This is a genomic window from Natrinema salifodinae, assembly GCF_900110455.1.
In the GTDB taxonomy this organism is placed as follows: Archaea; Halobacteriota; Halobacteria; order Halobacteriales; family Natrialbaceae; genus Natrinema; species Natrinema salifodinae.
Genome location: NZ_FOIS01000001.1, coordinates 511,698 through 538,362, shown reverse-complemented (window position 1 = coordinate 538,362; position 26,665 = coordinate 511,698). Strand labels below are relative to the sequence as shown.

The following is a 26,665-nucleotide window of genomic DNA, read 5'->3' as shown; positions in this document are numbered from 1 at the left end:
GCGCGGGGGTATGTGCGGAGCCGCTAAGGGGTTTGGGGTTTTGAAGTGTCCGCATTCGACGCGACGCACCCCCGGCGGACTGTACATTTTTGCGTCCCCGCCCCCCATATCACGATGTGCAAGAGTACGAGCGCAAGCAACTGCTCGAGCGCGTCGAGCGCGAGGGCGCGACCGTCGGCGCGGACATCCCGGAGACGATCACCGTCCAGGGGGAGGAGATCGACCTCCGGACGTTCGTCTTCGAGATCAAGCGCCGCGAGACGGTCCCGCCAGGCGAGCGCGAGCGCGTCGAGCAGGCGAAAAAGAACCTGCGGCGCGAGCGACTCGACCGACTCGAGCGGATCGAGGAGGGCGCGATCACCCGGTCGGAGGGCGAGGAACTCGCCCAGAGCATTATCGGGATCGACCGGGCGCTGAACGCCTTAGAGAGCCTCGGGCCGACGGACCTCGAACGCGAGCAGAAGGCCCAGCAGGCCGCCGACCGCAAGCGCTGGATGTCCTTCCTGCAGAAGGCGCTGGGCCAGGACGACGACGCGAACGCGCGGAGGGGGCGCTGATGGCGACGAACGCCGAGATCGCGGCCCGCTTCGAGGAGTTCGCCGACCTGCTCGAGGCCGACGACGTCGAGTACAAACCCCGGGCGTACCGGCGAGCGGCCGAGAACGTCCGCACGCATCCGTCGCCGATCGCCGATCGCGTCGAGGCCGGCGACGAGGCGGTCCTCGAGGAGATCGACGGCGTCGGCGACGCCATCGCCTCGAAGATCGTCGAGTACGTCGAGACCGGCGGGATCGACGAACTCGAGGAGCTGCGCGAGAATCTCCCCATCGACATCGCCGACATCACCCGCATCGAGGGCGTCGGCCCCAAGACCGCCGGCAAGCTCTATCGCGAACTCGGGGTCCAGACGCTGGACGATCTCGAGGCGGCCGCCGAGGCCGGCGAGGTTCAGGAGGTCAAGGGGTTCGGCCCGAAGACCGAACAGAACATCCTCGACAATCTGGAGTTCGCTCGCACGGTCGGCCAGCGCCAGCTACTCGGCGAGGCCAGGCCGCTCGCCGACGACGTGCTCGCGTTCCTCGAATCGATCGACGCGGTCCAACGTTGCGAGGTCGCGGGCTCGATCCGCCGGTGGCGCGAGACGATCGGCGACGTGGACGTGCTCGCGGCCACCGACGCGGGCGAGGACGTCGTCGAGGCGTTCGTCGCCTGGGACTCGGTCGACGACGAGATCGAGTCCGGGCCGGAGAAAGCCAGCGTCCGCGTCGGCGAGAGTCGCGTCGACCTGCGCGTGGTCGTCCCCGGGGAGTTCGGCTCCGCCCTGCAGTACTTTACGGGGAGCAAGGACCACAACGTCGCCCTACGCAACTACGCGATCGACCGCGGGATGAAGTTAAACGAGTACGGCGCCTTCGACGTCAGCGACGTCGAGGACGAGGAGGCGGGTCAGCGCGTGGGCGAGCGCGTCGCGGGCGAGACCGAGGAGGGCATGTACGAGGCCCTCGGGCTGCCGTGGATCCCGCCGGAACTCCGAACGGATCGCGGCGAGATCGCCGCCGCCGAAAAGGGCGAGCTGCCGGATCTCATCACGCGCGAGGATATCCGCGGCGACTTCCACAGCCACACGGAGTGGTCCGACGGCAACACCGACATCGAGGCGATGGTCGAGGCCGCCGCGGACATGGGGTACGACTACTACGGCGTCGCCGACCACGCCGAGGGCCCCGGTATCGTCGGCGGGATGGGCCTATCCGATACCGAGATCCTCGAGCAGGTCGAAGCTATCCGCGAGGTCGGCGCCGCGGCCGATATCGCGGTCTTCGCCGGGATCGAGGCCAACGTCGACGCCGACGGCGAGATCGGCCTCTCCGAGGAAGTGATCGACGCGTTGGACGTGATCGTCGCCTCGACCCACAGTGCGCTCGATCAGGACGCGGAAACGGCCACCGAGCGGCTCGTCACCGCCGTCGAGAATCCGGCGATCGACATCCTGGGCCACCCCAGCGGGCGGCTGCTCAACGAGCGCTCCGGCCTCGAGTTCGACGCGACCGCGCTCGGAAAGGCCGCCGCCGAACACGGCACCGCCCTCGAGGTCAACAGCAACCCCCGGCGGCTCGACCTGTGGGGCAGCGCCGTCCAGGCGGCCGTCGAGGCGGGCGCCCCGATCTCGATCAACACCGACGCCCACCAGCCCTCGACGCTCGAGTATATGCGCTGGGGCGTCCACACCGCGCGCCGCGGCTGGGCCGAGCCGTCGGACGTGATCAACACCTGGGACCTCGAGGACGTCCGCGAGTTCCTCCACTGAACGGATCCGGTTCCGAGCGTCCCGTTACCACCTCCAACCACCACCTCCACCGACCTACTATGCGCCTCCTCCTCGACGTCATGTGCGGCGGCCTGATCGCGTACCTGCGGATGTGCAACCACGACACCGCCTACGCCGGCGATCGCGGACTCGAGGCCGACGATGCGGTGCTCGCCGCGGCCCGGAACGAAGACCGGACGATCGTCACCAGGGACGGCGAACTCGCCGATCGAGCCGCGGCGTCGATCTCGCTCGAATCCCGCGACGTCGAGGCGCAACTCGCGGAACTCGCTGCGGCGGGCGTCGACCTCTCGCTGGCGGCCGATCCCGCGTTTTGCGGGCGCTGTAACGGGCCGCTCGACCGCGTCGATTCCGACGTATCGACGCCCGAATACGCACCCGATCCGGCCGAAACCGAGATCTGGGTCTGCCGCGACTGCGGTCAGTACTTCTGGCGCGGCAGTCACTGGGACCGGGTCGCGGAGACGCTCTCGAGAGTCGCGTGACTACGAGGGACGCGTTTCCACCGAGGTTCGAACCGCCACGAGGACCCTAATAGACCGCGACGTCGTCGAACCGGCCGTCGTAGGCGATGTGTTGCGGATGGGTCGGCTCCGTCCCCGAAAGGAAGAGTCGGTCGACCTTCTCCCAGGTATTCTCGTAGATCAGGTGGGCGAGTTCGGTCGAGGTCGCCAGGACTCGATCGAGGCCGTTATCGTAGACGACCCGACGGGCGACGCCGTCGGCGAGCGCGGCGACGAGGTCGGCCTCGTTCTCGATCGGCGCATCGAAGGCGGTGTAGGCGATGCCGACGGACCGCCGGAGGTGAGCGTACGACGAGGTAAACGGCGGTATCGAGAGCGTCTCGGCGATATCACTCGCGCGGCGGTTGTTCGCCGGCAGGTGTTTCGGGTTGAAGATCTCGACGGCGTCGATCAGATCCGCATACTGACGGATATCCGCTTCGGAGAGGCTCACCGTCGCGAACTCGGGGTGGGGCACGAGCACCGTCGCGTTCTGGCGCTCGAACTCGGCCATCGCCGCCTCGAGCGGAATGAAATCGGGGACGGGCTCGTCGAGACCCAACGCGAGGACGTGCTTGCGGTTGTGCCACGAGCCGGTAAAGACCTCGCGGGCGGGGATCACCAGCAGGTCCTCGCTGGAGTAGGCCGCCGCTCGCTCGCGGATCTCCGGCAGGCGGGTGAAGTGGGGCGCGTAGACGATCGCGTCGAGGCCGGCCCGCCTGGCCCGCTCGACGATGCGGTCGTCGAGGACCTTCACGTGGCAGTCAACTCGGAACGGCGCTTCGCCGCCTCCGTCTCCATCGGTCACGAGCGGTAGTTTCGGTACAGTCGAGTTATGAATTCTGATTTGGTGGCTACTCGACGGCGGCCTCGATCACGTCGGCGACCGGCACGACCGGCCGCTCCGGGTCGATCGCGACGAACGGCCGTTAGCCCTGGAAATCGACGACTGTCGGCGCCCACCGCGCCGGCCGAGACGCGTCGCTGCGAAAAGATCATTAGGGCGGCCGATCGAGTGTCGGTATCAAATGGCCTGGGAATGCGGAATCGCCGGCTGCGGATCGGTCTTCGAGGACGTCGAGTCGGCCGTCGTCCACCAGGCGACGGATCACCAGCGCCGCGAGTGTCAAGTCTGTGGCACCGTCGTCCCCGACGGGTACCTCGCGATCCGCCACACCTTCACCGAACACAGCCGCGCCGAGTACGTCCGCGCCTACGGCGCCAGCTCCGAGGAAGTCCGCGAACGCGAAGAGCTGCTCGACGAGATCGAATCGGTCGCGGACATGCAGACGATCGCCGCGGAGCTGAAACGGTAGGCGTCCGCGCGCCCGGCCCGTCTACTCTCCGCTCGCCGTCTTTTTCCACGAACTCGACGATCGATTCGCGCACGCTCTCGCCCACGGCGTCCCCGCCTGGCGGCGTCCGCTTCCGACACCGACCGGCGATCAGCGCGTATTGAAGGAGTAAAACCCGGTCGCTTGCCGTCAGCGAACCGGACGGCGCGCCGTCAGTAATTGTCGACGATCGCGGACACGCAGCCGGTCTCCGCCCTGTAAGCGGAGTGATTCGAGACCGAATCGCTCACGTCGACGTCGTCGTAGTTGTCCGGCGTGGTGCCGTCACCGAACCAGCCGCCGCAGTCTGCCGGGCCGCTCCCCAGTCTAGCGACGCCGTCGTTCGTCGAGTAGTAGTTGTGGACCGTCCCGGCAGAGGCTCGAATGGCGTCGAAGAACGCGCCGTCCCCGCAGGGCGCGTCGGACGCCGCGAACGAGCCGATGCTATCGGCCGTCGCGACCGTGAACGCGCCGTCGATGGCCGCGAGCGTTTCCAACTGGACGATACCGCCCATCGAGTGGCCGAGCAGCCGGATCGTCGTCGACGGGTTCGCGTCGGTGTAGTCGGCTAGCCAGACGGCGAACGGGTCGCCGGTGTCCCTGGCGCGCTGCATCGCCGACGACGGCAGGCCGCTGTCGTCCCAGGTGACCGCGGTGACGGCGCCGTCGTAGCCGACCGCCCTGGCCGTGTCCCGGAACGTCGCGGCCCGCTCGACGCTGGCCGACGAACTCGTGTACCCGTGGATCTTGAACACGACTTCGGCTTCGTTCTGCGGCGCGTCAGTGACGTCGGGGACGCCGTCTCGAAAGTCGATCTCCATGATTTCGTCGGGCTCGGCCGCGGCCGAGCCCGACGCGGCGCTCAGCCCGGCGCCCGTGACGACCGCCGTCGCCGCGGTTCCGAGCAGCCGCCGTCTCGAGACCGAGCCGTCGTCCGTTGAAGCACTGTTCCTCGCCGTCGAATTCGGATATCCGTTCGATGGCATTGGTATCATCCGCGTCTGTGACGCGAACGGGAGATCGTTTCACGGACGTACGGATAGTATTTATTTTTGTATAGATATTGTGCAGTAAATAGCCGGGCCAGCGGAGACGGCGCACGCTCGGTCCGGTAGCGCGGAGCGGTCCATCGAACCGCGCGACCGAATTCGGACTCACCAGTGTTCGAGAAGACGCCACTATGGAGAAACGCGCTCGCCGCGCGTAGCGTGCGCGGTGAGCGACTCGACGCTCTACCGTTCGTCGGAGTCGAGGACGCGAATCTGATCGCCCCGCACCGTCACGGGAATCGGGACCGTCGCCTCGTACAGTTCGACCGTCACCTGGTCTTTGCCCTCGTCGATGCGCTGGACCTGCGCCTTCTCACCCTTGAACGGACCGGCGATGAGTTCGACGATGTCGCCCTCGGCGATCCCCTCGACGTCCGGCTTGGGCGAGAGGAAGTGCTCGACCTCGGAGATATCGGACTCGCCGGGGACGATGCTTCGCGCGTGCGGAATATCTTCGAGGACGCGGTTCAGAACGGCGTCGCCGTCCGCCTCGACCATCACGTACGACGTCAGCGAGTCGGGTGCGAGCGCCGCGTGGATCTCCGGCTCCTCGCGGTTGATGATCATGTCCGCGACGGTGCGCTCCTGGCTCGCCGTCGTCTTGACAGCGTAGATGCCCATTAGAGGCCACCACCTGTCAGGAACAGCATGATTGCGCCGATGAGGAACCCGATGAGTCCGACGAACAAAATGCCCGCACCAGCGATTTTCGACACCTGGAGGAACTCCTCAGTAGTGGGTGTCTCCGCCAATTTCAACACCCGAACGTACGAGGTGAGGTCGTACGGAACGTCCATATCTGTCTATTCACAGCGCGGGGTCTTTTATCTGTCTTTCGTGTCTTCCGACTGATGCTGTTCGGATGGGGACGAAAAGCGAGCCCTCGATAGCTTGTGACTGGTCGCCGCGTCAGTCTGCTGGGACCGTGGCAGTTCGTGCGCCGGCAGGAACTGGCCCCTCTCCATTGTCGGGATCGTCCTCACCGGAGCGGACTACCGAATGATAGCTTCGTGGTCCCCGTCTCGCAAGTGAAACTGCAGGTAAAGATCGTAGTGATCGTATCGACGGATGTAGATGAACTTCCCGAAGCCGACGACGCGATAGGGCTCTGGCGGAACCAGGCCCATTCCAACGAAGCAATCCTGCACCTGACATCGGTGGTGATGATCCACGTACTCGCGGAACTCCTCGCCCTTCTGGGCGGGAGGATATCAATTCTCTTGACTGTCTTCGAACGTCCTTATATCAGCTTCCACAAATATGATTGTGCGCGCCGCACTCGCCCAAACAGTCGCTCTGGTTCGGTACGACTGCTGTGCAGTTCCGGATATATGTCGTAGTGGTTGTATCGGCGGGTGTAGATGAACTTGCCGGGACCGAGCACGCGGTACTTCTTGGGCGGGACCAGGCCCATCCCGACGAGGCAGTCACGCACCTGGCACTTGAGGTGGTGATCGAGGTACGTTTTGAAGTCGTCGAGAGACCCAGGATCGGCCGTTACTAGTTCGAGTCGGGCGTCCGGCTGGCGGTCGAGTGGATCGTCGGCGTCATCGGTAACGAGTTCTCCGTTCCGGTCCGGATAGGAGACGTGAATGCCCGAGACGGCCCCCTCTTCGAGTTGTAGTTCGGCGTCTACAGCGTCCGTGTCGATCTCATCAGCCAACTCCTCGGTGAATTCCTGCCACTGGTCGAGGTCATGGGATGGAATGTCAGCGAGCACTCGAGGCCGCATGGCGTCGTCGAGATCGAGTCCGGTCTCGGCGGCGATCGTTCGCGCAGTGTCTGCGAACGCACTCTCGCGGGGGTCTCTCCCGAGGTAAAGATCCTGCTTGTAGATCACGTCGTCCGGATACCGGACGGCGGCGGGCAAAGCGCGGGGGCGCACGACGGTCGCATCGTGATGGCTCCGGAGTTGCTGGTGGATCGGACCGAAAAACTCCTCGAAAGCGTCGGATGACAGGTCGGCAATCGCCTGTCGGACTGCCTCGATGGAATCCGGATTCTCCGTGCGTTCGACGATGTCGTAGCCACGTTCGGCGTAGACGAAGTATTTGGCGAAGCGGCGAGCCTGGTTGTTGTGCTCGTTCTCTTCTTCGGTGCGGTGATTCGGATCGTCAGCATAAGCATCACAGAGGTGGCCGTCAATCCTCCCGTCAAATCTAATCCCGATTTTGTGTTCGGACCGATTATTATCAACAACTAGTAGACCGAATCCGTCTTCGGTTTCCTTCTTTATTTCTGCCTTCATGATTAGAATTCGACTAATCCACTGGTATCATGCCAGGGCTGTTCGTTTCGTAATTCAGCGAGCCGTTTTTCGAGCGACTCGATTCTGGCTTCGAGTTCGAGGGCGGAACTGCCAGGACTGTTATCCAGCAGCCACTCCGTCCCCTCTTTCGAGACGTCCGTAGCGACGCTGCTCGCGAGTCCGGCGGCGAACCCAGTTGCGGTCCCACCGGGTCCGAGAAGCGATCCGACGACGGCACCGGTGACTCCCCCGGCCAGTCCTTTGCTCGCTGCCTCGAGGACGTCCGGCCCGTCCGTGGCTGCCCCTGGTTTGGCTTCGACGAGGACCTCCATCATCTCTTCTTGGTTTGCTCTGAGCCGCTCGACCTCTTTGGCAAGGCTCTCGGGGTTTGCAGAAACGCTCGTACCGAAGCGTTCTTCGACTTCCGCACGCGCCTGGTCGAGTTGCGCCTCGGTCGGCATCCGCTGGATGTGCACGTCCGTCCCAAGCCGATTCACGGTTAGCGGGTCCTCACTGGACACTGCCTGCGCAGCCGCCTGGTCGGCCTCGCGCTCTAATTGGGGATCGGGATCGATCTCGAGATCGGCATTCGACTTCGGCATCATGCTGATCGCCGCACCGGTCTGCTGGCGGACGTGGGCCAACTCGTGGGCCAGCAGGAACTGCCCTTCCGGGCTTTCCGGATCGTATTCGCCGGCATTGAAGACGATGTCGTTCCCGCAGGTGAACGCCTTCGCGTCGATCGTGTCGGCAGCTTCGGCGGCGGTCGCACCCGTGTGGATGCGGACGTTCGAGAAATCCGCGTCCAGACCCTCTTCGAGGGCGCGTTGGATCGGTGTCTCGAGCGGTTTGCCACCCTGTCCGAGGACTTCGAGAACCGTGTCCGGGACCTCGTCTTTGGTCGTGTCGGTCCCATTGAGAGCGCGCTGGACGTTGTATTCGCTGGGCGTCGGTGCCGGCGCAGTCCCGCCGATGTCGCACGCTGCCATTGGGTTCCCGCCGTACAACTCGTCCGGGTTCGGTCCGTGGACGTCGACCACGTCAGGCCGGCCGCTATTCACCGCGTGTGCCTGCGAGCCCGCGGCCGTCTCAGTCGAGCGTGCCGCCGCCCCGTGACTCGTTCGCTGGACCGTCGTCGACTCGGTCGCCGTCTCCGTCTTCGTCTCCGACGACTCCGTCGCTCGTTCGCGTCGCTTCTTCGAACCCATCTACCGCCCCTCCATTCCGGTCTGACCGGTGACCGGGCAGTGAGTACATTCCTTCTGAGGCATTTATACCTCATTTTGATGGCGGAAACATAACACTTACTCTTGAATTGACGGGTCTCGAACGGCGACCAAAGCAGGTCGCTCAGTGAAGGATGCCGATCGCAGGTTCGATGGCCGCTGAGCGACAGAATACCGCTGCGAACAACGTCTAATTTTCGTCCCGGGCTACTCCCAAGATGGCCGTGGGGAGGGGATCGGAGACTGGAAGCTACACGATTCCGTCACGACCGAAGGCCGAGGCGAGCGGGCGTGCCGAATCAGAGACGTTTGCTGACGTACGGCCCGTCCTGATGGTAGCCGAGCTTGTTCCGGTAGTACTCCCGGGCGCCGATGCCGGAGATCACGCTGACCTTGTCGTAGCCGGCGTCGGCGGCGAGTTCCTCCGCGCGGTCCATCAGGCGGCGGCCGTAGCCCTGGTGTTGGTGCTGGTCGGTCTCGCCTTCGCCGCCGACCGCGACCTCCGAGCCGTAGACGTGGAGTTCGCGGACGAGCGCGGCATCTTCGAGTTCCGGGCGAACGGGATCGTTCGGGAACCGGAGCCGACAGAAGCCGACCAGCAGGTCCTTGTCGAAGTCCTCGAACGAGATGAAGTGTTCCGTGCCGCCGCAGGCCTGGTAGGTCATCACGTCGAGTTCGACGTCCTCGGGCTCCTCGTCGTTCATTCCGGCCTCGCGACAGCGGATGCAGTCGCACTCCCAGCCGTGGTCGGCCATGCGCTGTCGGGCGAGCTGGCGGAGGTTCGACTTCCAGACGCCGGCGTCGATGAAGTCCGCGGGGATGTCGCGCTGGACCCGCTGGAGTCGCGTGTAGCGGGGGATCATGTCCTTGATCTCGGCGACCAGATCAGCGGCCTCGTCGTTGTCGAGGGGCTCGTACTCGCCCTTGTGCCACCAGTCGTAGGTCGCCGTGCCGCGGACGATGAGCGTCGGATAGATCTTCAGGTAGTCCGGCTTCCACTGCTCCTCCTCGAAAATGCGTCGGAAGTCCTCCAGACACATCTCCTTGGACATCCCGGGCTGTCCGGGCATCATGTGGAAGCCGACCTTGAACGCCGAATCGCGAAGCCGCTGGTTGGCCTCGACGGAGGCCTGGACGCCGTGGCCGCGGTGCATCTCCCGGTTGATCCGCTCGTAGGTCGTCTGCACGCCGACCTCGACCTTCGTTCCGCCGAGGTCGAGCATCCGGTCGATCTGCTCCGGATCGCACCAATCGGGCTTGGTCTCGAACGTCGTCCCGATGTTGCGAACGTCTGCGGTCTCGTTCTCCGCGATGACGTCTTCGAGATACTTCCACTCGTACTCCTCGGGCTCCTCTGCGAAGCTGACGCCCTCGGCCGGCTCGGGTTCCTTGTCGACGTCGTAGTCGTTCATCGCCTCTAAGGCCCGCTTTACGAACCACTCCTGGTAGTCGTGGCTTCGAGCGGTCATCGTCCCGCCCATCAGGATGAGTTCGACCTTGTCGACGGGGTGGCCGATCTGGCGCAACTGTTCTAGGCGCAGCGTCACCTGGCCGTAGGGATCGTAGTCGTTCTGGACCCCCCGCGCGGCGGCGGGCTCCTCGCCCGTGTAACTCTGCGAGGAGGAGAACTCCGAGTCGGGACCGCCGGGACAGTAGAGGCACTTCCCGTGGGGACACCGCTCGGGCGAGGTCATGATCGCGACCGGGGAGACGCCGGAGGCCGTGCGGACCGGCTTGCGCCGGAGCACCGCTTCTAAGTCCTCACGGTACTCGTCGGGCGCGTAGTCCAGCAGTTCGGAGTTCTTCGGCACCTTCGGCGCCGAGTGCTCCGAACAGGCCTCGAGCTTGGCCTTCTCGACCTCGTCACGCTCGATCTCGTCGTTGACGATTCGCTCGACGAGCGTCTTGCAGACCTGCTCGAACGCTTCGGTTTCGGTCGGTTCGGGCGTCTCGGTACTCACTACACGTGATTCGTCGCCGTTCGCGAATAAGCGTGTCGGACTCTCGGGCGCCGCTACCACCGGCGTCGACCGGTCGCGCTCGCCGCCGCACCGCGTGCGGTCCGCGGCCGATCGGTCGCCCGCTGTCGATTACTCACGTATTGCCGCCGTCCGAAGGGTTACCGTTTAAGGATGTTCTCACCCTACCATCGGCATACCGAATGTCTCCCGACCTGGCGACGGTAGGCGCCGCGGTCGCGTTGCCGTTCGTCGCCGCAGTCCTCACGCCGCTACTGTTTCGCGTCCTCGGCGAAGGAACCGGTTTCGCCGGGACGCTCGTCGCGTTGCTCTCGTTCGGACTGCTTGCCACCCAGTACGGAGAGGAGGGGACCGTCGCGCTCGAGTGGATTCCCTCGCTCGAGATCGCACTCCGGTTCTACGTCGACGGCTGGGCGCTGCTGTTCGCGCTGCTGGCGAGTGGCATCGGCGCGCTCGTGTTTACCTACTCGCCGGCGTACCTCCACGGCCAGTCCGGCCTGGTCCGGTACTACGCCGCCCTGCTCGCCTTCATGGGCTCGATCATCGGCGTCGCGCTGGCCGCCGACCTGATCGCGATCTTCCTCTTCTGGGAGCTCACCAGCCTCTGTTCGTTCGTGTTAATCGGCTACTACACCGCCGACGACTCCTCGCAGTACGCTGCCCGAATGGCCATGCTCATCACCGTCGGCGGCGGGCTCTTCCTGCTAGTCGGCCTCCTCCTGCTATCGGTCGTCGCCGGCGACGTCCTCGGTCCCGGGGCCGCGTTCGATCTCGCCGCGATGCTCGAGCGCCCGGATGCGATGCAGTCGGCGCTGCGCGAGCGGGGGCTGTTCCTGCCGGTCTTGGGCCTGCTCGCGGTCGGCGCGGGCACCAAGTCCGCTCAGGTCCCGGTTCACTTCTGGCTGCCGAACGCGATGGCGGCCCCGACACCCGTCTCCGCGTTCCTCCACTCCGCGACGATGGTCAAGGTCGGCGTCTACTTCGTCGGGCGCGTCCGCCCGATGCTCGTCGGGGCCGAGTGGCTCCTCCTGTTCGCGACGCTCGGCCTGGCGACGATGACGATCTGTGCGATCATGGCGGTCGCATCGACGGACATCAAGGAACTGCTCGCCTATTCGACGGCGAGCCACCTCGGACTGATGATCGCAGGCTTCGGCTTTACGTCAGTCTACGGCGCTGAGACCGGTGTCTTCCACCTTCTCAACCACGCGCTGTTTAAGGCCGCGCTGTTCCTCGTGGCCGGGATCGTCGCCCACGAGGCGGGCACCCGCGAGATCGCGAAGCTCAGCGGATTGCGCCGCGATTTGCCGGTGACGGCGGCGATCACCACCGTCGTTGCGCTCAGTATGGCCGGGATCCCGCCGTTCAACGGCTTTTACTCGAAGGAACTGCTCTTCGAGGCCGCCGTCGAGGCGAGCCACCACCACGACATCGGGATTCTGGGCTGGCTCTACCCCGCCGTGGCCGTCTTCGGGAGCATCTTTACGGTGTTGTACTCGCTGCGGTTCCTCTCGCTGTTCTTCGGCGACCGCCCTGACGCACTCGGTCACGTTCACCGGCCGCCGGTAACGCTGCTCGTCCCGCCGGCGTTGCTGGCGCTGCTCGCCGCGGTCGTCAGCGTCGATCCCGAACTGGCCGTCGACGTGATCGTTCAGGCCGGCCTCGAAGCGACGGCGGTCGATCCCCACGAGATGCACGTCGGGATCCCGACGTCGTACTCGCCCGCGGTGGGGATGAGCGCGGTCGCGATCGGCGCCGGCGTGCTCGCGTTCCCGGCCTACGGGCGGCTCCACGACGGCATCCGCGCGATCCCGCGAGCGGTGCCGCCCGTCGCCGCGAACTGGTGGTACGACGTCGTCGTCGAGGGGCTCACCGACGAGGGGCGGCAGTTCGCCGCGACGGTGCACAACGGACTGCTCCGGACGTACGCGACCTGGACGCTCAGCGCGACCTGCGCCCTCGCGCTCGCCGGCTTCGTCGCGGCGGGTGCCATCGTCCCGACCGATCTCGGCCTCGACGTCACGCCCGTCATTGCGCTCGTGTTGCTCGTCGCCGTCGTCGGCGGGCTCGCGGTCGTTCTCTCAGAATCTCACGTCGCGGGCGTCCTCACCCTCTCGATCCTCGGATTCATGGTCGCCATCTTCTACATTCTGGCGAGTGCGCCCGACCTGGCGCTGACCCAGCTCGTCGTCGAGACGCTCGTGCTCGTCATCTTCCTGCTCGTGATCGAAGAGATCCCCGAGTACTACGAGATCGGGCTCGGGAGGGTTGTCCGCGACGCCGTCGTCTCGTTGGCGGTCGGCGCGACCGCCTTCATCACGGTTTTGGTCACGACCGACGCCCGCCCGGGCGGGAGCACGAATATCGCCCGCTACTACGCCGAGCGGGCCGTCCCCGAGGGGGGCGGGACCAACATCGTCAACGTGACGCTCGTCGACTTCCGCGGGTTCGACACCCTCGGCGAACTCGCCGTGGTCGCGCTCGCCGCGATCTCGATCCTGACGCTGGTCGTCATGCGCGGTCGCGGCGGGATCGACCGAACCGGCACACGAGGTGCCGACTCGGCCGGCGACGGGCCGAACGGAGCGACTGGAACCCGAAGCGACGGCGGCCCGGCAACGGAGCGAGACGGTGACGGGGATACCGACGGAGAGCCGCGAGGTGATGACGAGTGACGACGGTCATCATGCGGACGACGGCTCGCGTGATCGTGCCGATCATTCTGGTCGTCGCGATCTCGCTGTTCGTCGAGGGGCACAACCTCCCTGGCGGCGGATTCATCGGCGGCGTCCTCACGACAACCGCGTTCGCGGTCATCTACATGGCCTTCGGGCTCGATTTCCTCGAGCGCGGGGTTCTGGGCCGCGACGTCGATCCCGGCAAGGAGCCCTCGCGGGACCGCGTCGTCGTGGTCTACCGCCGACTGTTCGCCTACGGGTTCGCGATCGCGGTCGCCAGCGGGCTCGCACCGCTGGTCTTCGACCGACCGTTCCTCTCCCAGACGTTCGTCATCCTCGAGGGACTCCCGATCTACGACCACCTCGAGGTCGCGAGCGCGCTTGCCTTCGACTTCGGCGTCTACTGCGTCGTCGTCGGCGGCCTGCTGACGATCCTCTCGGTGGTGGGTGCCGAATGACGGCGATCGTCCTCGCGGCCGCGGTCGGCGCGCTGTTCGCCCTCGGGACCTTCCTGCTCCTCCGGCGGGACCTTATCCGCGTCGTCTGGGGCCTGGCGATCATCAGCCAGGCGGCGAACGTTTACCTGCTGGCCATGGGCGGGATCGCACCGGCGACCGCCGAATCGGTGCCGGTGCTGGCCGGTCACGGCGATCACGTCCCGGAGACCGCCGACCCGCTGGTCCAGGCGCTGGTCCTGACCGCGATCGTTATCGGCTTCGGAATGACCGCGTTCGCGCTCGTCTTGTCGTATCGGGTCTACGAGGAACACGACACGCTGGACGTGACGGACCTGGGTGATCACGAATGACGGCAGTACCGATCGGAACGGAATCGCAGCTGGTGATCGCGCCGATGCTGATCGTGCTCGTCGCGGCCGCCGTCACGCTGTTGCTCGGCCGGCGACCGCGAACGCGGGCGGCCGTGAGCCTCGCGGCCGGCCTGGCCTACGCGGGCGCGGTGGCGGCCATCGACTGGTACGTCGTTCTCGCGCCCGACGCGCCGGGGATCGCGACCTACCAGGTCGGCGACTGGCCGGCCCCCTTCGGCATCACGCTGGTCGCGGACGGGCTGTCGGCGTTCATGCTGACCATGGTCGCGATCCTCGGGGTCGCGTCGCTGGTCTTCTCGACCCGCCACCTCCCGGGCGGCGAGGGCCGCAGCTACTACTTCCCGCTCTTTCACTTCCTGGCGCTGGGCGTGACGGGGGCCTTCCTCACCGGCGATCTGTTCAACCTGTTCGTCTGGTTCGAAGTAATGTTGATGGCGAGCTACGTCTTCGTCGCCTACAGCGGCGGACCCCAACACACCCGCGCCGCGTTCTGGTACGTCACGCTCAACCTGCTGGCCAGCGCCGTCTTTCTGCTGGGCGTCGGCGGGATCTACGCCACGACGGGAACGCTCAACATGGCCGATCTGGCCCAGCGGCTCGCCGATCCGGCGGCCTACGGGCTCGATCCCGTCCCGGTCGTCGGTCTGCTCGGCCTGCTTCTGTCGGTGTTCGCGATCAAGGCCGGCCTGGTCCCCTTCCAGTTCTGGATCCCGACGGCCTACCGGGCCGCGCCGCCACAGATCACCGCCCTGTTAGCCGGCGCGACCAAGAAGGTCGGAATCTACGCCATCATCCGGCTCTCCTTTACCGTCTTCGCCGGGGCGCAGGTCGGCGTCTCCCTGCCGGGGCCGATCGCCGGCGACTCGCCGCTACCGTTCGTCGGCGCCGCGCTGTTTCTCATGGGGGGTGCCAGCATCCTCGTCGGCGGGATCGGCGCCGTCGGCCGCGACTCCATGGAGGGCGTGTTCGCCTACTCCAGCATCGGTCAGGTCGGCTTCATCGCCCTCCCCGTCGCGATCGCGGCGATGACGACCAGTCCGACGCTGCGCCGGCTCGGGATCGTCGCCGCGCTGGTGTACGCGCTCAACCACACGCTCGCGAAGGGCCTGCTCTTCCTCGCGGTCGGGACCGTCAGGTCGGCCACGGGGACGAGTCGCTTCGCCGACCTCGGCGGCCTGGCGGGCCGGTCGCCGCCGACGGCGATCGCGGTGTTCGTCGGCTCGCTCGCGCTCGTCGGGATTCCACCGCTGTCGGGATTCTTCGGCAAGTTCCTCGTCTTCGACGCCGCGGCCCGCGCGGAGGCCGGCGGGGTGATCGCGCTCCTGCTGGCCGGGTCGCTGCTGACGATCGCCTACGCGACCCGCATGTGGAACCGGAGCTTCTGGGGCGCGCGGACGCCCGCCGTGGAGACGGCGGCGATCGACTCCGTTCAGGTGGCCGTCCTCGTCGCCCTCGCGGCGGCGATTCTCACGGTCGGCATCGGGTTCGAATTCGTCTACGAGTTCGCGGAAGCGGCCGCCGAGGCCGCGCTCGACACCGACGGCTACGTCGACGCGGTCGATCCCCTCGAGGAGAGCGAGTTGAGCGATCCGAGCGAGAGCGGAGGTGATCACTGATGCGCGTCCGGACCTGGCCGGTCGTCGGGGTCGTCTTCGCCGTGCTGTGGGTGTTCGTTCGCGGACTGCCCCTCGCGCCGTCGGCGCTCGCCGGCGGGCTCATCAGCGGCCTGGTCGTCGGGCTGCCGGTCGCGTTCGTCTTCCGGCGGCTGTACGGCAAGTACTTCGATCTCGGCCGCGGACTGCGGGCGCTGCCCTACGCCGGGCTCTACCTGGGCGCGTTCATCCGGGAACTCCTGCGGGCGAACGTCGACGTCGCCTACCGCGTGCTCTCGCCGGGGATGCCGATCGAGCCGGAGGTGATCCTGGTCCCGCTGCGCGTCGAGTCCGACGTCGCGATCACCGTCATCGCCAACAGCATCACGATCACGCCGGGCACGGTGACGCTGGACTACGACGCCGAAACCAACGCCCTGTACGTCCACGGCGTCAACGGCCGCGATCCCGAGGCGATCGCCGAGCCGATTCGCACCTGGGAGGACTACACGCTCGAAATGTTCAACGAGGACGCCTCGCCGTCGGACCCGCCGCCGGAAATCGTCGTCTCCGGCGGGGAAAGAGACAGGGCGCCGGACCGCGAACCGGGAACCGGAGGTATCGACGATGACTGAGAGCGACCCCGCGGTCCTCGAGATGGCGATCCATGGCGGGCTGATCCTCGTCAGCGCGCTCTGCGTCCTCTGTGGCTACCGCGTGATCCGCGGCCCGACGAACCCCGACCGGGTGGTCGCCTTGGACGCCATCGCGACGAACGTCGTCGCGATCGCGGTCCTGTTCGCGCTCCTGACCGACCGAGGCCTGTTCATGACGGTCAGCCTGGTGCTCGCAATCATCGGGTTCATCGCGACGGTCGCCGTCGCCAAGTTCGTCACCGAAGGGGAGGTGATCGAATGATACACACCGCCGTCGTGATCGCGCTGATCGTCGTCGGCGCGTTCTTCCTGACCGTCGGGACCATCGGTCTGCTTCGCCTGCCGAACGTCTACAACCGAATGCACGCCACGAGCAAGCCCACGACGCTCGGCACGGCGGCGATCTTTCTGGCCGGGTTCGTCCACTTCGGCCCCGGTCAGGAGGGACTGACCGCGCTCATCGGGATCTGCTTCCTCTTCCTGACCGTTCCGACCGGCGCGCACATGATCGCCCGCGCTGCCGAGAAGATCGGCATCCCCTTCCTCGGGAGCGTCACCTGGCCGGATCCGTCGGCGGTCGAGCGAACCGAACGCGCCGAGGAGACCGACGACTAAGCGCTAGCGCGGTGCTGTTTCCGCATTCCGTACCGCTCAGCGTTCGTATTCGAGGTCCCGTTCTCGGGCCGAGACCCGCTCTTGCTCTTGCTCCTGCTCACGGTCGCGGTCCCGATTCCGATCCCGATCTCGCGCCCACGTCCGGGCGTCTTCGATCGTCTCGGTGTTCAGTAATCGCTCGAGTTTGCGCTCGAACTGCTCGTCGGTCAACTTGCCGGCGGCGTACCGCTCGCGAAGGGTCTCGAGGGCGTCGCGGGTGTCTGCGCCCGTGTTCGTCTCCGCCGGTCCGGTGTGGGTGGCGTTCGTATCCTCGTCTACCCACTCGCTGCGGTCGTCCTCGTCGCCGAACAGCATCGCGACTACCGGCACGACGGCGACGTACCCCACAAGCAGCGCGGCGAGCCACCACGACTGTCCGGTGAACATCGCACCGAGCCAGATCGCCGTCACGAGCACCGACGCGATGCTCGTCGCGTTCTCGCGGAGGCGAGTCCGCGGATCGTCCTCGGGCCGCTCGCGATCGTCTCCCCCGCCCTCGCTCGCACGTCCGTCCATGTGTGTCGTGTCCGCTCGAAAACAGATATACGTTGCCGGTCGGCGTTCGAGCGAAACGACCGCGCGAGCGAAACGGTGGCGCCGCTACGCGGCGCGTGGGACGACGGAGGAGAACGAGTCTTACGCGAGCGTCTCGCCGAGTGCGTCGAGCGCAGCTTCGCGAACCGCGTCGCGTTCGCCCGGCAGGAACTCGACGTGACCGTCGCGGCCGCCGACGACGCGGACGCCGGCGTTGGGCACGGCCTCGGCGATCGCGTCGCCGAGATCGCGCACGTTCACGCGGTCGGTCGTGCGGACGTGGAGTTCGTCGTCGCCGATGCCGAGCGTGATGACAGACGGCTCAGCATCCTCGCGTTCGCGACGGTGGAGCGCGTCCAGCAGCAGGATCGTCGTCGGGAAGTTGTACCGGTGGGTGAAGGCGTCCGTGTCGAGCACGGAGACGGTGACGTCGCCGACCTCCCGGGTGGTCAGGTTCTCGCGAGCCGTCTCGAGTTCGGTCTCGAGTTTGTCGCGGAACTGCTCGGAGACGTGCGCAGCGAGGTCGCCGTCGTCGTCGAACAGCAGGTCCGTGACGAGTTCGCGCTTGTCCTTGTACGACTGATAGTAGGCCTCGAGCGCGACGGCCTCGCGGCGCTCGGAGACACCGGTCTCGTCGTAGCCGGCCTGGCGAGCGAGTTCGAGGTACGCTTCGGGGGCGTTCTCCCAGTAGCTGACCGCGGGGAGGTGTTCGAGATCGTCGCGGACGTCCTCGTTGACGTGGGCGGCGACGTTCGCCGCGAGCGCAGTCGAGGTGACATCGGCGACGTCGGCGCCGGCGAGCGACGGGGCGACGGCGACGTCGACCGCGTCGGTGATCTCGTCGTCGGCGCGGCTGTCGTCGATCACGAGCGCGTCGGCGCCGTACAGCGAGAGCAGGTCGTAGCCGTCGACGGACTCGACGGTCGAGCCGGCGTCGACTAAGACGACGAGCGGGAGCTGTTCGCCGTGACGGTCGCGCGCCTCGAGCATCGAGGTGACGTCGTCGGTCGCGGCGTCCATGTCGTAGACGCGGCCGTCGAGCGGACGGCGCTCGAAGTAGTGGTACTCCGCGTCCTCGCGCGTGTGCTTCTCGCGGATCAGCGGGAGTACGGCCCGCTCGATGGCGGCGCCGGCGACGTAGCCGTCGGCGGTCGCGCCGTGACGGACGACGATCGGACGGGCTTCCATGACGGCCCGGCGGATCGCGGTCGCCGCGTCGGCGACGCCGTCTTCGACGGCTGCGACTGCGTCGTGTTCGACGAGCGCCTCGACGTCAGCCGGCCTGGCCTCGCGTTCGATCGCGCTTTCGAGGCGGTCGACGATGGTGCCGCGCTCCTCGTCGTCGAGGATCTCGAGCGACTCCGTCTCGACCTGCAGGTCGCCGTGGTGGCGTTCGACCTCGCCCTCGAGGGCGACGATGTCGTCGACGTCGACGTCCGGGTAGGCGCGGACGCCGGCCTCCTCGAAGGCGGCGCACTCGACGGTGCCGGTCTCGTCGCGCAGTTCGAAGACCGTCGGACCGCTGGTCTGGCGGACGCTGATGATCTCGCCCTCGAGCCGGACGACGCTACCGACCTGGTTGTCGATGGCGTCGACCGTCGTCCGCTTGAGCGCGGGCTCGGACTCGGGTTCGGGTTCGGCGTCGTCGGTCGCCGGGGCCGACGCGGCCGCGGTCTCGGTCGCGACGGAACCGCTGCTCGCGACGGCGCTCGCTTCCGCGGTCGCGGGCTCGGCGTCCGTCTCCGACTCGGGATCGGTCTCCTCGGCGGTCGCCTGCAACTCGCCGGCTTCTTCGGCTCTATCGTCGGTGAGGTCGTCGGTCTCCGTCTCAGCCGTCTCTTCGTCGGTCGCGTCGTCTTCGAACTCCTCGGGCTGGTACTCGCCGTCGGGCGTCTCGATCAGCTTGCCGCGGAACTCGCGTTCGCGCTGGCGGATCGACCAGCCGAGGTCGACGTTGCCGTTGTCCCGAACGTCGAGCACCTGGACGAAGACGTCGTCGCCCGGTTCCCAGTCGAGACTCTCGAGTCGGCGGTCGAGTTCGCTTCGGTGCAACAGGCCAGTGACGTGGTCTCCGATGTCGATGAAGACACCGAAGTCGGCGTAGCCGTCGACGGTTCCCCGGTAGTAGCGACCGGGGGTGAGCTGTGAGGGAGCGGTGCCGCGAAATTCGAACACGGCATCCTCCTCGTGACTCTCACAGATCTCGCCGTCGACGGGAGTGCCACAGATGATACAGTTACCCATCTAGTCGGACCAAGCGGTTTCGCCCTAAAACGGTTGTCGAAATGCGTTCGCACGGATCGTTGCATCTGCAACGTCGCGACCGCGGCGCAGTCACTCGAAAACGGGCGAATCCTCCTCGAGTTCTTCGATATCGTCGACGAGCGCGCGCACGTCTTCGGGGAACAGCGAGACCTGAATTTCGTTCTCCTCCTCGTCCTCGAAGACGAGTTTGACGCGCTTGTCCCCGAACTCCCTGGCTTCGGCCGAGTCGACGTCGAACAGTTTGACCGTTGCTGCCTTGTTGTTCGGGCCGACGTTCTTGATCGCGCCGTCGTTCAACTCGACCATGAACTCCTCGAGCGTGAGTGCGAGCATAGTCGCCGTACGCACTGAGGATAAAAAACGACACGGCATCGCCGCCGGACGTGATGGCGGCGACGAGCCGTGATCCCGGCGGTAGATCGCAGATCAGGGGGCGAGACGTCGGTGTCATCGTGGACGCTCGCACCGGAATCACGCTGTACTGTGGCAAAACCGGGTGCAATCCCGGACCGCATGCGTGGTGTGTCAGTTCGCCTGCGGCGTTCGAGCGTAGCGAAAGGGAACGTATAAGCGTTGGTGCTAGTACGGTTCGTCGACGGAACGCGATCGGCTATTGTCGTGCGTGTTCCGGTCCAAGATCGGAGGACGACGCGGCGACGCAGCAACGCGAAGTCGCCGGCCCGCCCAGTTTTAAGTCATATTCGCACCAACTCATCGCACGCTATGGAACTCACCTGGCACGGCCACTCGACGTGGCACGTCACCGTAGGCGAGACGGAGCTGTTGATCGATCCATTCTTCGACAATCCGAAGACCGATCTCGAGCCCGAAGACGTCGACGCGCCGGACTACGTGCTGTTGACCCACGGCCACGCCGATCACATCGCCGACGCCGGGGCATTCTCGGACGCGACGCTCGTCGCGACGCCGGAGCTCGTCTCCTACTGCGAGGACGAGTTCGGCTTCGACGACGCCGTCGGGGGCATGGGGATGAACCTCGGCGGCACCGTCGAGTGCGGCGACGCGTACGTCAGCATGGTCCGCGCCGACCACACGAACGGGATCATGACCGAGAACGGCCAGAGCGGCGGGATGCCCGCCGGCTTCGTCGTCTCGGACACCAAGCCCACGCAGGTCAGCGACGAGGAATCGACGACGTTCTATCACGCCGGGGACACCAGCCTCATGACCGAGATGCGCGAGGTCATCGGCCCGTACCTCGAACCCGACGCCGCCGCGGTGCCGATCGGCGACCACTTCACGATGGGGCCCCAGCAGGCCGCCATCGCCGTCGACTGGCTCGACGTCGATCACGCCTTCCCGCAGCATTACGACACCTTCCCGCCGATCGAGCAGGACCCCGAGGACTTCGCCAGCGAAGTAGCGGGCACCGGCAGCAACGCCGAGGTACACGCCCTCGAGGCCGACGAGCCGTTCGAACTCGAGGCCTGAACCGAGCGCGGCATCCGCGCTCGCGGCCCGTTCGCGTCGCGCATCGCCGAACCGCGCCGCCGACGACCACGTTCGACCGCCGATTTTCGGTCAGCCGTTCGAATCGTCCCCGCTGCGAGAACAACGTTTACAGCGCCGCCCGTGGACCACCCGACTGCCATGGCGAAGCAAGTCACTACCGTCTCCGACGAAGGGTACAGCGCCACCAACGAGATCCGCGACTTCGAGACGACGATCGACGCCAACGGAGAGGACGCCCCAGACACGCTCGAGACGCTGCTGGCGGCCTACGGCTCCTGTTACGTCCCCGCACTGCGCGTCGGCGGCCAGCAGCGCGGCGCCGACGACCTCGGACGGATCGAGATCGAGACCGGCGGCGAACTCAACGACGACGACAAACTCGAGTCGATCCAGTTCGACATCCGCGTCGAGGCCGACGTCGACGACGAGACCGGCAAGGAGATCATCGAGCGCGCCTTCGAACTCTGCAAGGTCCACGACGCGCTGAAGGACAGCCTCCACGCCGACGCGAGTTTCGAGGGCGACGCGTTCTAACGCCCGGAAGCGGACGGAAATCGACGCGTATCGATAGCATTCGAACTCATTTTTCAAGGTGATACGAGATCCGTCGAACGCGACCGCGAGCAGTGCACGCGCCGATACTCCGTTCCCGGTTCGAACAGCTACGTTATCGAAATGAACTGTCTCGAAATACTGACGGTCCGAACCCACATAACGCACGCCCTCATCGAACGGCATACGAATGCGCCGAGCGCTGTGTCTCGTCGTCGTCGCCGGCCTGGTCGCCCTCGCAGGGTGTGCCGGCGGCTTCGGTACCGGTACGAACGACGGCGAAGATATCGACGCGGACGGACCAGGCGGAAACGGCGACCTCGAGATCCACCACATCGACGTCGGCCAGGCCGACTCGACGCTCGTGGTCACGCCCGACGGCGAGACGATCCTGATCGACACCGGTGACTGGCGAGACGACGGCCAGGCCGTGATCGACTACCTCGACGCACACGACATCGATCGGATCGATCACCTGGTGGCGACCCACGGCCACTCGGATCACATCGGCGGCCACCCGGCCGTCATCGAGTACGTTGAGGAGAACGGCGACGGGGTCGGCGCGGCCTACGACTCCGGGGTCGCGCACACGAGTGCCACGTACGACGACTACCTCGACGCGATCGAGGAGCACGACGTCGACCTGATCCGCGTGGAGTCGGGCGATAGCCTACCGGTCGAGAGCGAGAGCGTCGAGGCGAGCATCCTGAACCCGCCCGAAGACGGAGACGGCGAAGACGTCGACGGGAACGGGATCGTCCTCGCGCTCGAGTACGGCGCGTTCTCCTACCTGACGACCGGCGACGCCGACCAGAGCACGGAAGCGCGGTTGGTCGACGACCACGGTGACGCCCTCGCGGCCGACGCCTACCAGGCGGGCCACCACGGCTCGTCGACGTCCTCGAGCGACGCGTTCCTCGAGCGAGTCGACCCCGAAATCGCGGTCATCTCGAGCGCGCTCGAGTCCCAGTACGGTCACCCGCACGACGAGATTCTCGAGGCCTTCGCCGACCGCGGGATCGAGACCTACTGGACGGGCGTCCACGGCGATATCGTCCTCGCGACGGACGGAACCGACGTTGCCGTCGAGACGGAAACGGACGCGTCGACCGATCCCGAGGACGTGCTCGAGCGGAAGTACGAGGCCCAATCAGCGCTCGACGCCCCGGCGACGATCGAACGGCCGCGGTCAGGGGGAGGGGCGTCGATCGACGCCGGCACCGACACCGATCGGCCACCGATTGATGGTGCTCCCGCCCGTACTGCGGCCCGATGACCATGCCCGAGACCGAGACGCACACCGCGGTCCTCGATCGCATCGTCGACGGCGAGACGGCGGTGCTCCTGCTCGAGGAAGCGGGGGACGTCGTCGACGAACTCGCGCTCGACGTCGACGCGCTACCGGACGAGGGACGACACGAGGGGGCGGTCTTCGAGGTGCGCGTCGACCGAGACGAGGGGACGCTACGCGAGGCGACGTACCGCGAGGACGAGGAACGCGAGCGGCGGGAGTCCGCCCAAGAGCGGTTCGATCGGCTCTCCGAGCGATTACCGGACGAGTAAGTAGAGCTACGGAGGCGAGGCGGCTGGAAGCGAAGCGTCGGGAACGAAGGGGAGAGGGGTGCCGAACCGTGGAAGGTCCGGGGGGATGACACGGCGGTGCGCGGGCGTCCGCAGGGACGGTGGTGCACCGCCATATGACGGTTAGCAGCGATCCCGCATTAGCCGTGGTGCCAAAGTGTATTGGGATTGGTAACACACGAAGCCCGGAATTCCCGCTCGCGTCCGTCGATCCCGACGAAAACGCCGGTTCGATCGGGAGGGGAGACGACGCCGACCGAACCGTCCGCGATCGAGTTGCCCGGATGGGCAGTTTGAAGGGACATCTCGAAACAGGACGTGGTATGTTACGCTCGATCAATGGGACGGAACCGCAGGTCGCCGACTCCGCGTACGTCGATCCGGCCGCGGTCGTCATCGGCGACGTGGTCATCGAGGACGACGCCAGCGTCTGGCCGAACACGACGCTCCGCGGCGATCACGGGCGGATCGTCGTCGGCGAGGGCGCGAACGTCCAGGACAACGCCGTCCTCCACGAGGAGGCTGAACTCGAGCCCTACTCGACGGTCGGTCACAGCGCCATCGTCCACGATGCGACCGTCGCCGAGCGCGCGCTGGTCGGGATGAACGCGGTCGTCCTCGACGGCGCGCACGTCGGCGAGGAGGCGGTCGTCGCCGCCGGCAGCGTCGTCACGGAAGACACCGCGGTCCCGCCGTCGACGCTCGTCACCGGCGCGCCCGCGGAACCGAAAGCCGAAATCGACGATCCGGACCTGAAGGCGACCGCCGACCGCTACGTCGAACTCTCGAAAGAGTACGCGGAAACGTCCGAACGGCTCGACTGACCGACCGCTCAGCCGTAGACGACCTCGCGAACGTCGTCGACGCCCGCGCGTCGGACCACGGCCCGCACCGGATCGCGCGCGCCGGCCAGGTTGTCCGAGTCGCCGTCGAGGACGACCAGGCGGGCCGCCCGGCCGGGTTCGATCAGGCCGTAGTCGAGGTCGGCCAGCTCGGCGCCGTTGACCGTCGCCATCCGGAGGATTTCGGCGGCGGAGAGATCGGAGAGCTTCGCGAGGAACTCCATCTCGCGGAACATCGACGGGGAGTTGAGCATCACGTTGTCCGTACCGAGCGCGAGGGTCGTCCGCTCGTGGAGTTCCTCGTAGGGCGAGAGGCCGACGTCGGTGACCAGGTTCGAGCGCGGACAGACGACGATCGGCACCGCCTGTTCGGCGACTCGCTCTAAGTGGTCCGGTTCAGGGTGGACCATGTGCACGAGGAAGTCCGGCTCGAGGTCCAGCGCCGGGTCGATGTCGCTCGCGTCGACCTCACCCGCGTGGATGCCGAAGGGTTTGCCGGCCTCGCGGGTCGCTTCCCGCTCGTCGCCGAATTCGTCGTCGTTGGCGCCGCTGGCGCCGAACCCGTCGCCGGCGTGCATCGCGTCGACGGAGCCACGGGCGAACGAGAGTGCGTCGATCTCGCGGCCCGCGGCGGCGTCCTCGAGCATGCGAACGCCCTCGACGTCGCCCTCGCGGAAGTCCAGACAGGCGGCGGTTCCCGCCCGCTGCATGAACCCCAGCGATCGCTCCACGGCGCTCACGAGTTCCTCGCGGTCGGCGCTGCGAAGCAGCCGGTGTTTCAGGCCGTCCGGCGGTGCGACCAGTTCCTCGAGCGAGAGGCCGCCGCCGGCCTCCTTGGCGATCGAGTCGCCGATGTGGGTGTGGGCGTTGACGAACGCCGGGACGATGATGTCGTCGCTCTCGACCGACGCTTCCTCGATGGCTTCGATCCGGCCGTCGTCGCCGATGACGACCCGTCCCTCGACGGGCTCGAACTCGCGGCCGCGGAGAATCGTTCCCGTTCGCTCCATACAGAGGAGTTCGCGGGCAGTTCCTTCAACGGTTCGGGGTCGGCTGGCCCGGAGCGGAGTCGGAGCCGGACTCAGTCCACGAACTGATCTAAGGTCGCGTCCAGCCCGTCGCGGACCTCGCGAACCAGCGCGCCGTCGATGTTCAGGCCGAGCACGTCGACGGCCGCCCGACCGACCCGATCGCGGAGTTCGGGCGGTGAGTAGACGCCCAGGCGCCACTGGGAGTACTGGGCCGCCCGCAGCGCCTCGACCAGCGCCGACTGCTGTCCTAGCCGGCGGATCTCGCCGTTGACCACGACGCGCGTGGTGGACTCCTTCATCGACGGGCGGCTCGGAACGTCGAGAATGACGTGTTCGGGATCGACGTCTGCCTCGTCGGCGATCTCGCGCTCGAATTCGCGGATCGTTTCGTGATCGGCCTCGATGATCCCGCCAGGCACGTCGTCGATCTCGGCCCAGACCGCCCGCTTGAACAGATCCCGCTGGTCCAGGCGCCGGGAGAACTCGCCGGTCGCCTCGCAGGATCGCAGGGCGACGATCAGGTCGTAGTCGTCCATCCGCTGGAGGGTCTCGGCGTCGACGCCCGTCTCGGGTGCGTCCAGAAGCCGCTCGCCGGCCCGCCGGAGCATCGCCTTGCTAATCCGGGCGACGCTGTGGCTGTAAACGGTCGGGTTCATCAGCGCCCGCGCGACCAGCAGGCTCTCGGCGGTCTGGACGTTCCCCTCCGCGAGGACCAGTTCGCCGTCGACAAACGTCAGTTCGCGGACCAGGCGACCGTGATCGATCGTCCCGTAGGGAACGCCGGTGTGGTGGGCGTCCCGCACCAGGTAGTCCATCCGATCGACGTCGAGTTCGCCCGAGACCAGTTGGCCGAACCGGCCCTCGCCGGCGACCAGGTCCGCGACCGCATTGGGGTCGAGGTCGTGCTCGCGGAGCACGTCGCCGACGGCGCCGTCGGCGAGCAGGTCGTGGACGTCGTCGTGGTAGCGGCCCGTCCGGCGGTGGGTGAGCGACTCGAGGTTGTGGCTGAACGGGCCGTGGCCGACGTCGTGGAGGACGGCCGCAGCGTGGACCCGCTCCGCTTGGCGACCCTCGACGTTGAGGTGGTCGAGGGCCTCGCAGGCGAGGTGGTAGACGCCGAGGCTGTGTTCGAAGCGGGTGTGGTTGGCGGACGGATAGACGAGAGAGACGGTCCCGAGCTGGCTGATGCGCCGAAGCCGCTGCATCTCGGGGGTATCGAGGAGGTCGCGGGCGACGCCGTCGACCTGGATGTGGTCGTGGACGCTGTCCTTGATGATCTTCATTGGGTGCACTTCGGCCCGTTCACACAA

General features: G+C 66.7%; 28 protein-coding genes. 16 read left to right on the top strand and 12 right to left on the bottom strand.

The window, feature by feature from the left end; all coding sequences use genetic code 11:
* Positions 1–116: 116 nt before the first annotated feature.
* The 3 genes from BMY29_RS02475 to BMY29_RS02465 are packed head-to-tail and all read left to right on the top strand — an operon-like array spanning position 117 to position 2,814.
* Positions 117–557: a DUF5788 family protein gene (locus BMY29_RS02475; protein WP_049991859.1), complete on the top strand. Its 441-nt coding sequence runs from the start codon at positions 117–119 to the stop codon at positions 555–557.
* Positions 557–2,308, top strand: a complete 1,752-nt coding sequence (gene polX, locus BMY29_RS02470; RefSeq protein WP_049991858.1) for a DNA polymerase/3'-5' exonuclease PolX — start codon at positions 557–559, stop codon at positions 2,306–2,308. The genes BMY29_RS02475 and polX overlap by 1 nt, the downstream gene beginning before the upstream one ends.
* Positions 2,309–2,367: 59 nt before the next feature.
* Positions 2,368–2,814 carry a Mut7-C RNAse domain-containing protein gene (locus BMY29_RS02465; protein WP_049991857.1) on the top strand — a complete coding sequence of 149 codons (447 nt, stop codon included), beginning with the start codon at positions 2,368–2,370 and terminating at the stop codon, positions 2,812–2,814.
* Positions 2,815–2,860: 46 nt separating this feature from the next.
* On the opposite strand, the gene BMY29_RS02460 is transcribed toward BMY29_RS02465, so the two are convergent.
* A complete protein-coding gene (locus BMY29_RS02460; protein WP_049991856.1) occupies positions 2,861–3,640 on the bottom strand; it encodes a PHP-associated domain-containing protein in 780 nt (259 codons plus the stop codon).
* Between the two features lie 220 nt (positions 3,641–3,860).
* On the opposite strand from BMY29_RS02460, the gene BMY29_RS02455 reads away from it, so the two are divergent.
* Positions 3,861–4,148 carry a DUF7565 family protein gene (locus BMY29_RS02455; RefSeq protein WP_049991855.1) on the top strand — a complete coding sequence of 96 codons (288 nt, stop codon included), beginning with the start codon at positions 3,861–3,863 and terminating at the stop codon, positions 4,146–4,148.
* Between the two features lie 191 nt (positions 4,149–4,339).
* Here the strand turns inward: BMY29_RS02455 and BMY29_RS02450 are convergent, their stop codons facing one another.
* The 6 genes from BMY29_RS02450 to BMY29_RS02425 all read right to left on the bottom strand — a co-directional run bounded on the left by BMY29_RS02450 (position 4,340) and on the right by BMY29_RS02425 (position 10,650).
* Positions 4,340–5,152, bottom strand: a complete 813-nt coding sequence (locus tag BMY29_RS02450; protein WP_049991854.1) for a lipase family protein — start codon at positions 5,150–5,152, stop codon at positions 4,340–4,342.
* A 246-nt stretch (positions 5,153–5,398) separates the two neighbouring features.
* Complete coding sequence (locus BMY29_RS02445) at positions 5,399–5,836, bottom strand: transcription elongation factor Spt5 (protein WP_049991853.1); 438 nt, start codon at positions 5,834–5,836, stop codon at positions 5,399–5,401.
* Positions 5,836–6,012, bottom strand: a complete 177-nt coding sequence (locus tag BMY29_RS02440) for a protein translocase SEC61 complex subunit gamma (protein WP_049991852.1) — start codon at positions 6,010–6,012, stop codon at positions 5,836–5,838. Before BMY29_RS02440 ends, BMY29_RS02445 begins: the two co-directional genes overlap by 1 nt.
* A gap of 443 nt (positions 6,013–6,455) precedes the next feature.
* On the bottom strand, positions 6,456–7,463 hold the full coding sequence (locus tag BMY29_RS02435) for a DUF7958 family protein (protein WP_049991851.1): 1,008 nt from the start codon (positions 7,461–7,463) through the stop codon (positions 6,456–6,458).
* Positions 7,464–7,465: 2 nt separating this feature from the next.
* The gene (locus BMY29_RS21365; protein ID WP_074854643.1) at positions 7,466–8,452 is read right to left on the bottom strand and encodes an eCIS core domain-containing protein; all 987 of its coding nucleotides are present in this window, start codon (positions 8,450–8,452) and stop codon (positions 7,466–7,468) included.
* A gap of 536 nt (positions 8,453–8,988) precedes the next feature.
* Positions 8,989–10,650: a tRNA uridine(34) 5-carboxymethylaminomethyl modification radical SAM/GNAT enzyme Elp3 gene (locus BMY29_RS02425; RefSeq protein WP_049992043.1), complete on the bottom strand. Its 1,662-nt coding sequence runs from the start codon at positions 10,648–10,650 to the stop codon at positions 8,989–8,991.
* A 200-nt stretch (positions 10,651–10,850) separates the two neighbouring features.
* Between BMY29_RS02425 and mbhE the strand changes: the two genes are divergently transcribed.
* The 7 genes from mbhE to mnhG are packed head-to-tail and all read left to right on the top strand — an operon-like array spanning position 10,851 to position 17,038.
* Positions 10,851–13,343, top strand: coding sequence for a hydrogen gas-evolving membrane-bound hydrogenase subunit E (mbhE, locus tag BMY29_RS02420; RefSeq protein ID WP_049992044.1), 2,493 nt, complete (start codon positions 10,851–10,853; stop codon positions 13,341–13,343).
* Positions 13,340–13,804 carry an MnhB domain-containing protein gene (locus tag BMY29_RS02415; protein ID WP_049992045.1) on the top strand — a complete coding sequence of 155 codons (465 nt, stop codon included), beginning with the start codon at positions 13,340–13,342 and terminating at the stop codon, positions 13,802–13,804. Before mbhE ends, BMY29_RS02415 begins: the two co-directional genes overlap by 4 nt.
* The gene (locus BMY29_RS02410) at positions 13,801–14,154 is read left to right on the top strand and encodes a sodium:proton antiporter (protein WP_049992046.1); all 354 of its coding nucleotides are present in this window, start codon (positions 13,801–13,803) and stop codon (positions 14,152–14,154) included. The genes BMY29_RS02415 and BMY29_RS02410 overlap by 4 nt, the downstream gene beginning before the upstream one ends.
* Positions 14,151–15,791 (top strand): complex I subunit 5 family protein, encoded by a 1,641-nt coding sequence (locus tag BMY29_RS02405; RefSeq protein WP_049992047.1) that lies wholly within the window; start codon positions 14,151–14,153, stop codon positions 15,789–15,791. Before BMY29_RS02410 ends, BMY29_RS02405 begins: the two co-directional genes overlap by 4 nt.
* On the top strand, positions 15,791–16,402 hold the full coding sequence (locus tag BMY29_RS02400; RefSeq protein WP_049992048.1) for a Na+/H+ antiporter subunit E: 612 nt from the start codon (positions 15,791–15,793) through the stop codon (positions 16,400–16,402). Before BMY29_RS02405 ends, BMY29_RS02400 begins: the two co-directional genes overlap by 1 nt.
* On the top strand, positions 16,395–16,685 hold the full coding sequence (locus tag BMY29_RS02395) for a cation:proton antiporter (protein ID WP_049992049.1): 291 nt from the start codon (positions 16,395–16,397) through the stop codon (positions 16,683–16,685). The genes BMY29_RS02400 and BMY29_RS02395 overlap by 8 nt, the downstream gene beginning before the upstream one ends.
* Positions 16,682–17,038 carry a monovalent cation/H(+) antiporter subunit G gene (gene mnhG, locus BMY29_RS02390; protein ID WP_049992050.1) on the top strand — a complete coding sequence of 119 codons (357 nt, stop codon included), beginning with the start codon at positions 16,682–16,684 and terminating at the stop codon, positions 17,036–17,038. Before BMY29_RS02395 ends, mnhG begins: the two co-directional genes overlap by 4 nt.
* Positions 17,039–17,074: 36 nt before the next feature.
* Here mnhG and BMY29_RS02385 read toward each other — a convergent pair whose 3' ends face one another.
* From BMY29_RS02385 to BMY29_RS02375, 3 genes are all read right to left on the bottom strand, one after another.
* Positions 17,075–17,593: an SHOCT domain-containing protein gene (locus BMY29_RS02385; RefSeq protein ID WP_049992051.1), complete on the bottom strand. Its 519-nt coding sequence runs from the start codon at positions 17,591–17,593 to the stop codon at positions 17,075–17,077.
* Between the two features lie 120 nt (positions 17,594–17,713).
* Positions 17,714–19,855 (bottom strand): DHH family phosphoesterase, encoded by a 2,142-nt coding sequence (locus tag BMY29_RS02380; protein ID WP_049992052.1) that lies wholly within the window; start codon positions 19,853–19,855, stop codon positions 17,714–17,716.
* A 90-nt stretch (positions 19,856–19,945) separates the two neighbouring features.
* Positions 19,946–20,209: a hypothetical protein gene (locus BMY29_RS02375; protein WP_049992053.1), complete on the bottom strand. Its 264-nt coding sequence runs from the start codon at positions 20,207–20,209 to the stop codon at positions 19,946–19,948.
* A gap of 390 nt (positions 20,210–20,599) precedes the next feature.
* Here BMY29_RS02375 and BMY29_RS02370 point away from each other — a divergent pair, with 390 nt between their 5' ends.
* From BMY29_RS02370 to BMY29_RS02350, 5 genes are all read left to right on the top strand, one after another.
* Positions 20,600–21,328: a metal-dependent hydrolase gene (locus BMY29_RS02370; protein WP_049992054.1), complete on the top strand. Its 729-nt coding sequence runs from the start codon at positions 20,600–20,602 to the stop codon at positions 21,326–21,328.
* 159 nt (positions 21,329–21,487) lie between these two features.
* Positions 21,488–21,883, top strand: coding sequence for an OsmC family protein (locus BMY29_RS02365; RefSeq protein WP_049992055.1), 396 nt, complete (start codon positions 21,488–21,490; stop codon positions 21,881–21,883).
* A gap of 208 nt (positions 21,884–22,091) precedes the next feature.
* The gene (locus tag BMY29_RS02360) at positions 22,092–23,177 is read left to right on the top strand and encodes a ComEC/Rec2 family competence protein (protein ID WP_049992056.1); all 1,086 of its coding nucleotides are present in this window, start codon (positions 22,092–22,094) and stop codon (positions 23,175–23,177) included.
* Between the two features lie 2 nt (positions 23,178–23,179).
* The gene (locus tag BMY29_RS02355; RefSeq protein ID WP_049992066.1) at positions 23,180–23,464 is read left to right on the top strand and encodes a DUF3006 family protein; all 285 of its coding nucleotides are present in this window, start codon (positions 23,180–23,182) and stop codon (positions 23,462–23,464) included.
* A gap of 341 nt (positions 23,465–23,805) precedes the next feature.
* A complete protein-coding gene (locus BMY29_RS02350; protein WP_049992057.1) occupies positions 23,806–24,306 on the top strand; it encodes a gamma carbonic anhydrase family protein in 501 nt (166 codons plus the stop codon).
* 8 nt (positions 24,307–24,314) lie between these two features.
* On the opposite strand, the gene BMY29_RS02345 is transcribed toward BMY29_RS02350, so the two are convergent.
* Both BMY29_RS02345 and BMY29_RS02340 read right to left on the bottom strand, forming a co-directional pair.
* Positions 24,315–25,334: an amidohydrolase family protein gene (locus BMY29_RS02345; protein WP_049992058.1), complete on the bottom strand. Its 1,020-nt coding sequence runs from the start codon at positions 25,332–25,334 to the stop codon at positions 24,315–24,317.
* A gap of 71 nt (positions 25,335–25,405) precedes the next feature.
* A complete protein-coding gene (locus BMY29_RS02340) occupies positions 25,406–26,638 on the bottom strand; it encodes an HD domain-containing protein (RefSeq protein WP_049992059.1) in 1,233 nt (410 codons plus the stop codon).
* Between the last annotated feature and the right edge of the window lie 27 nt (positions 26,639–26,665).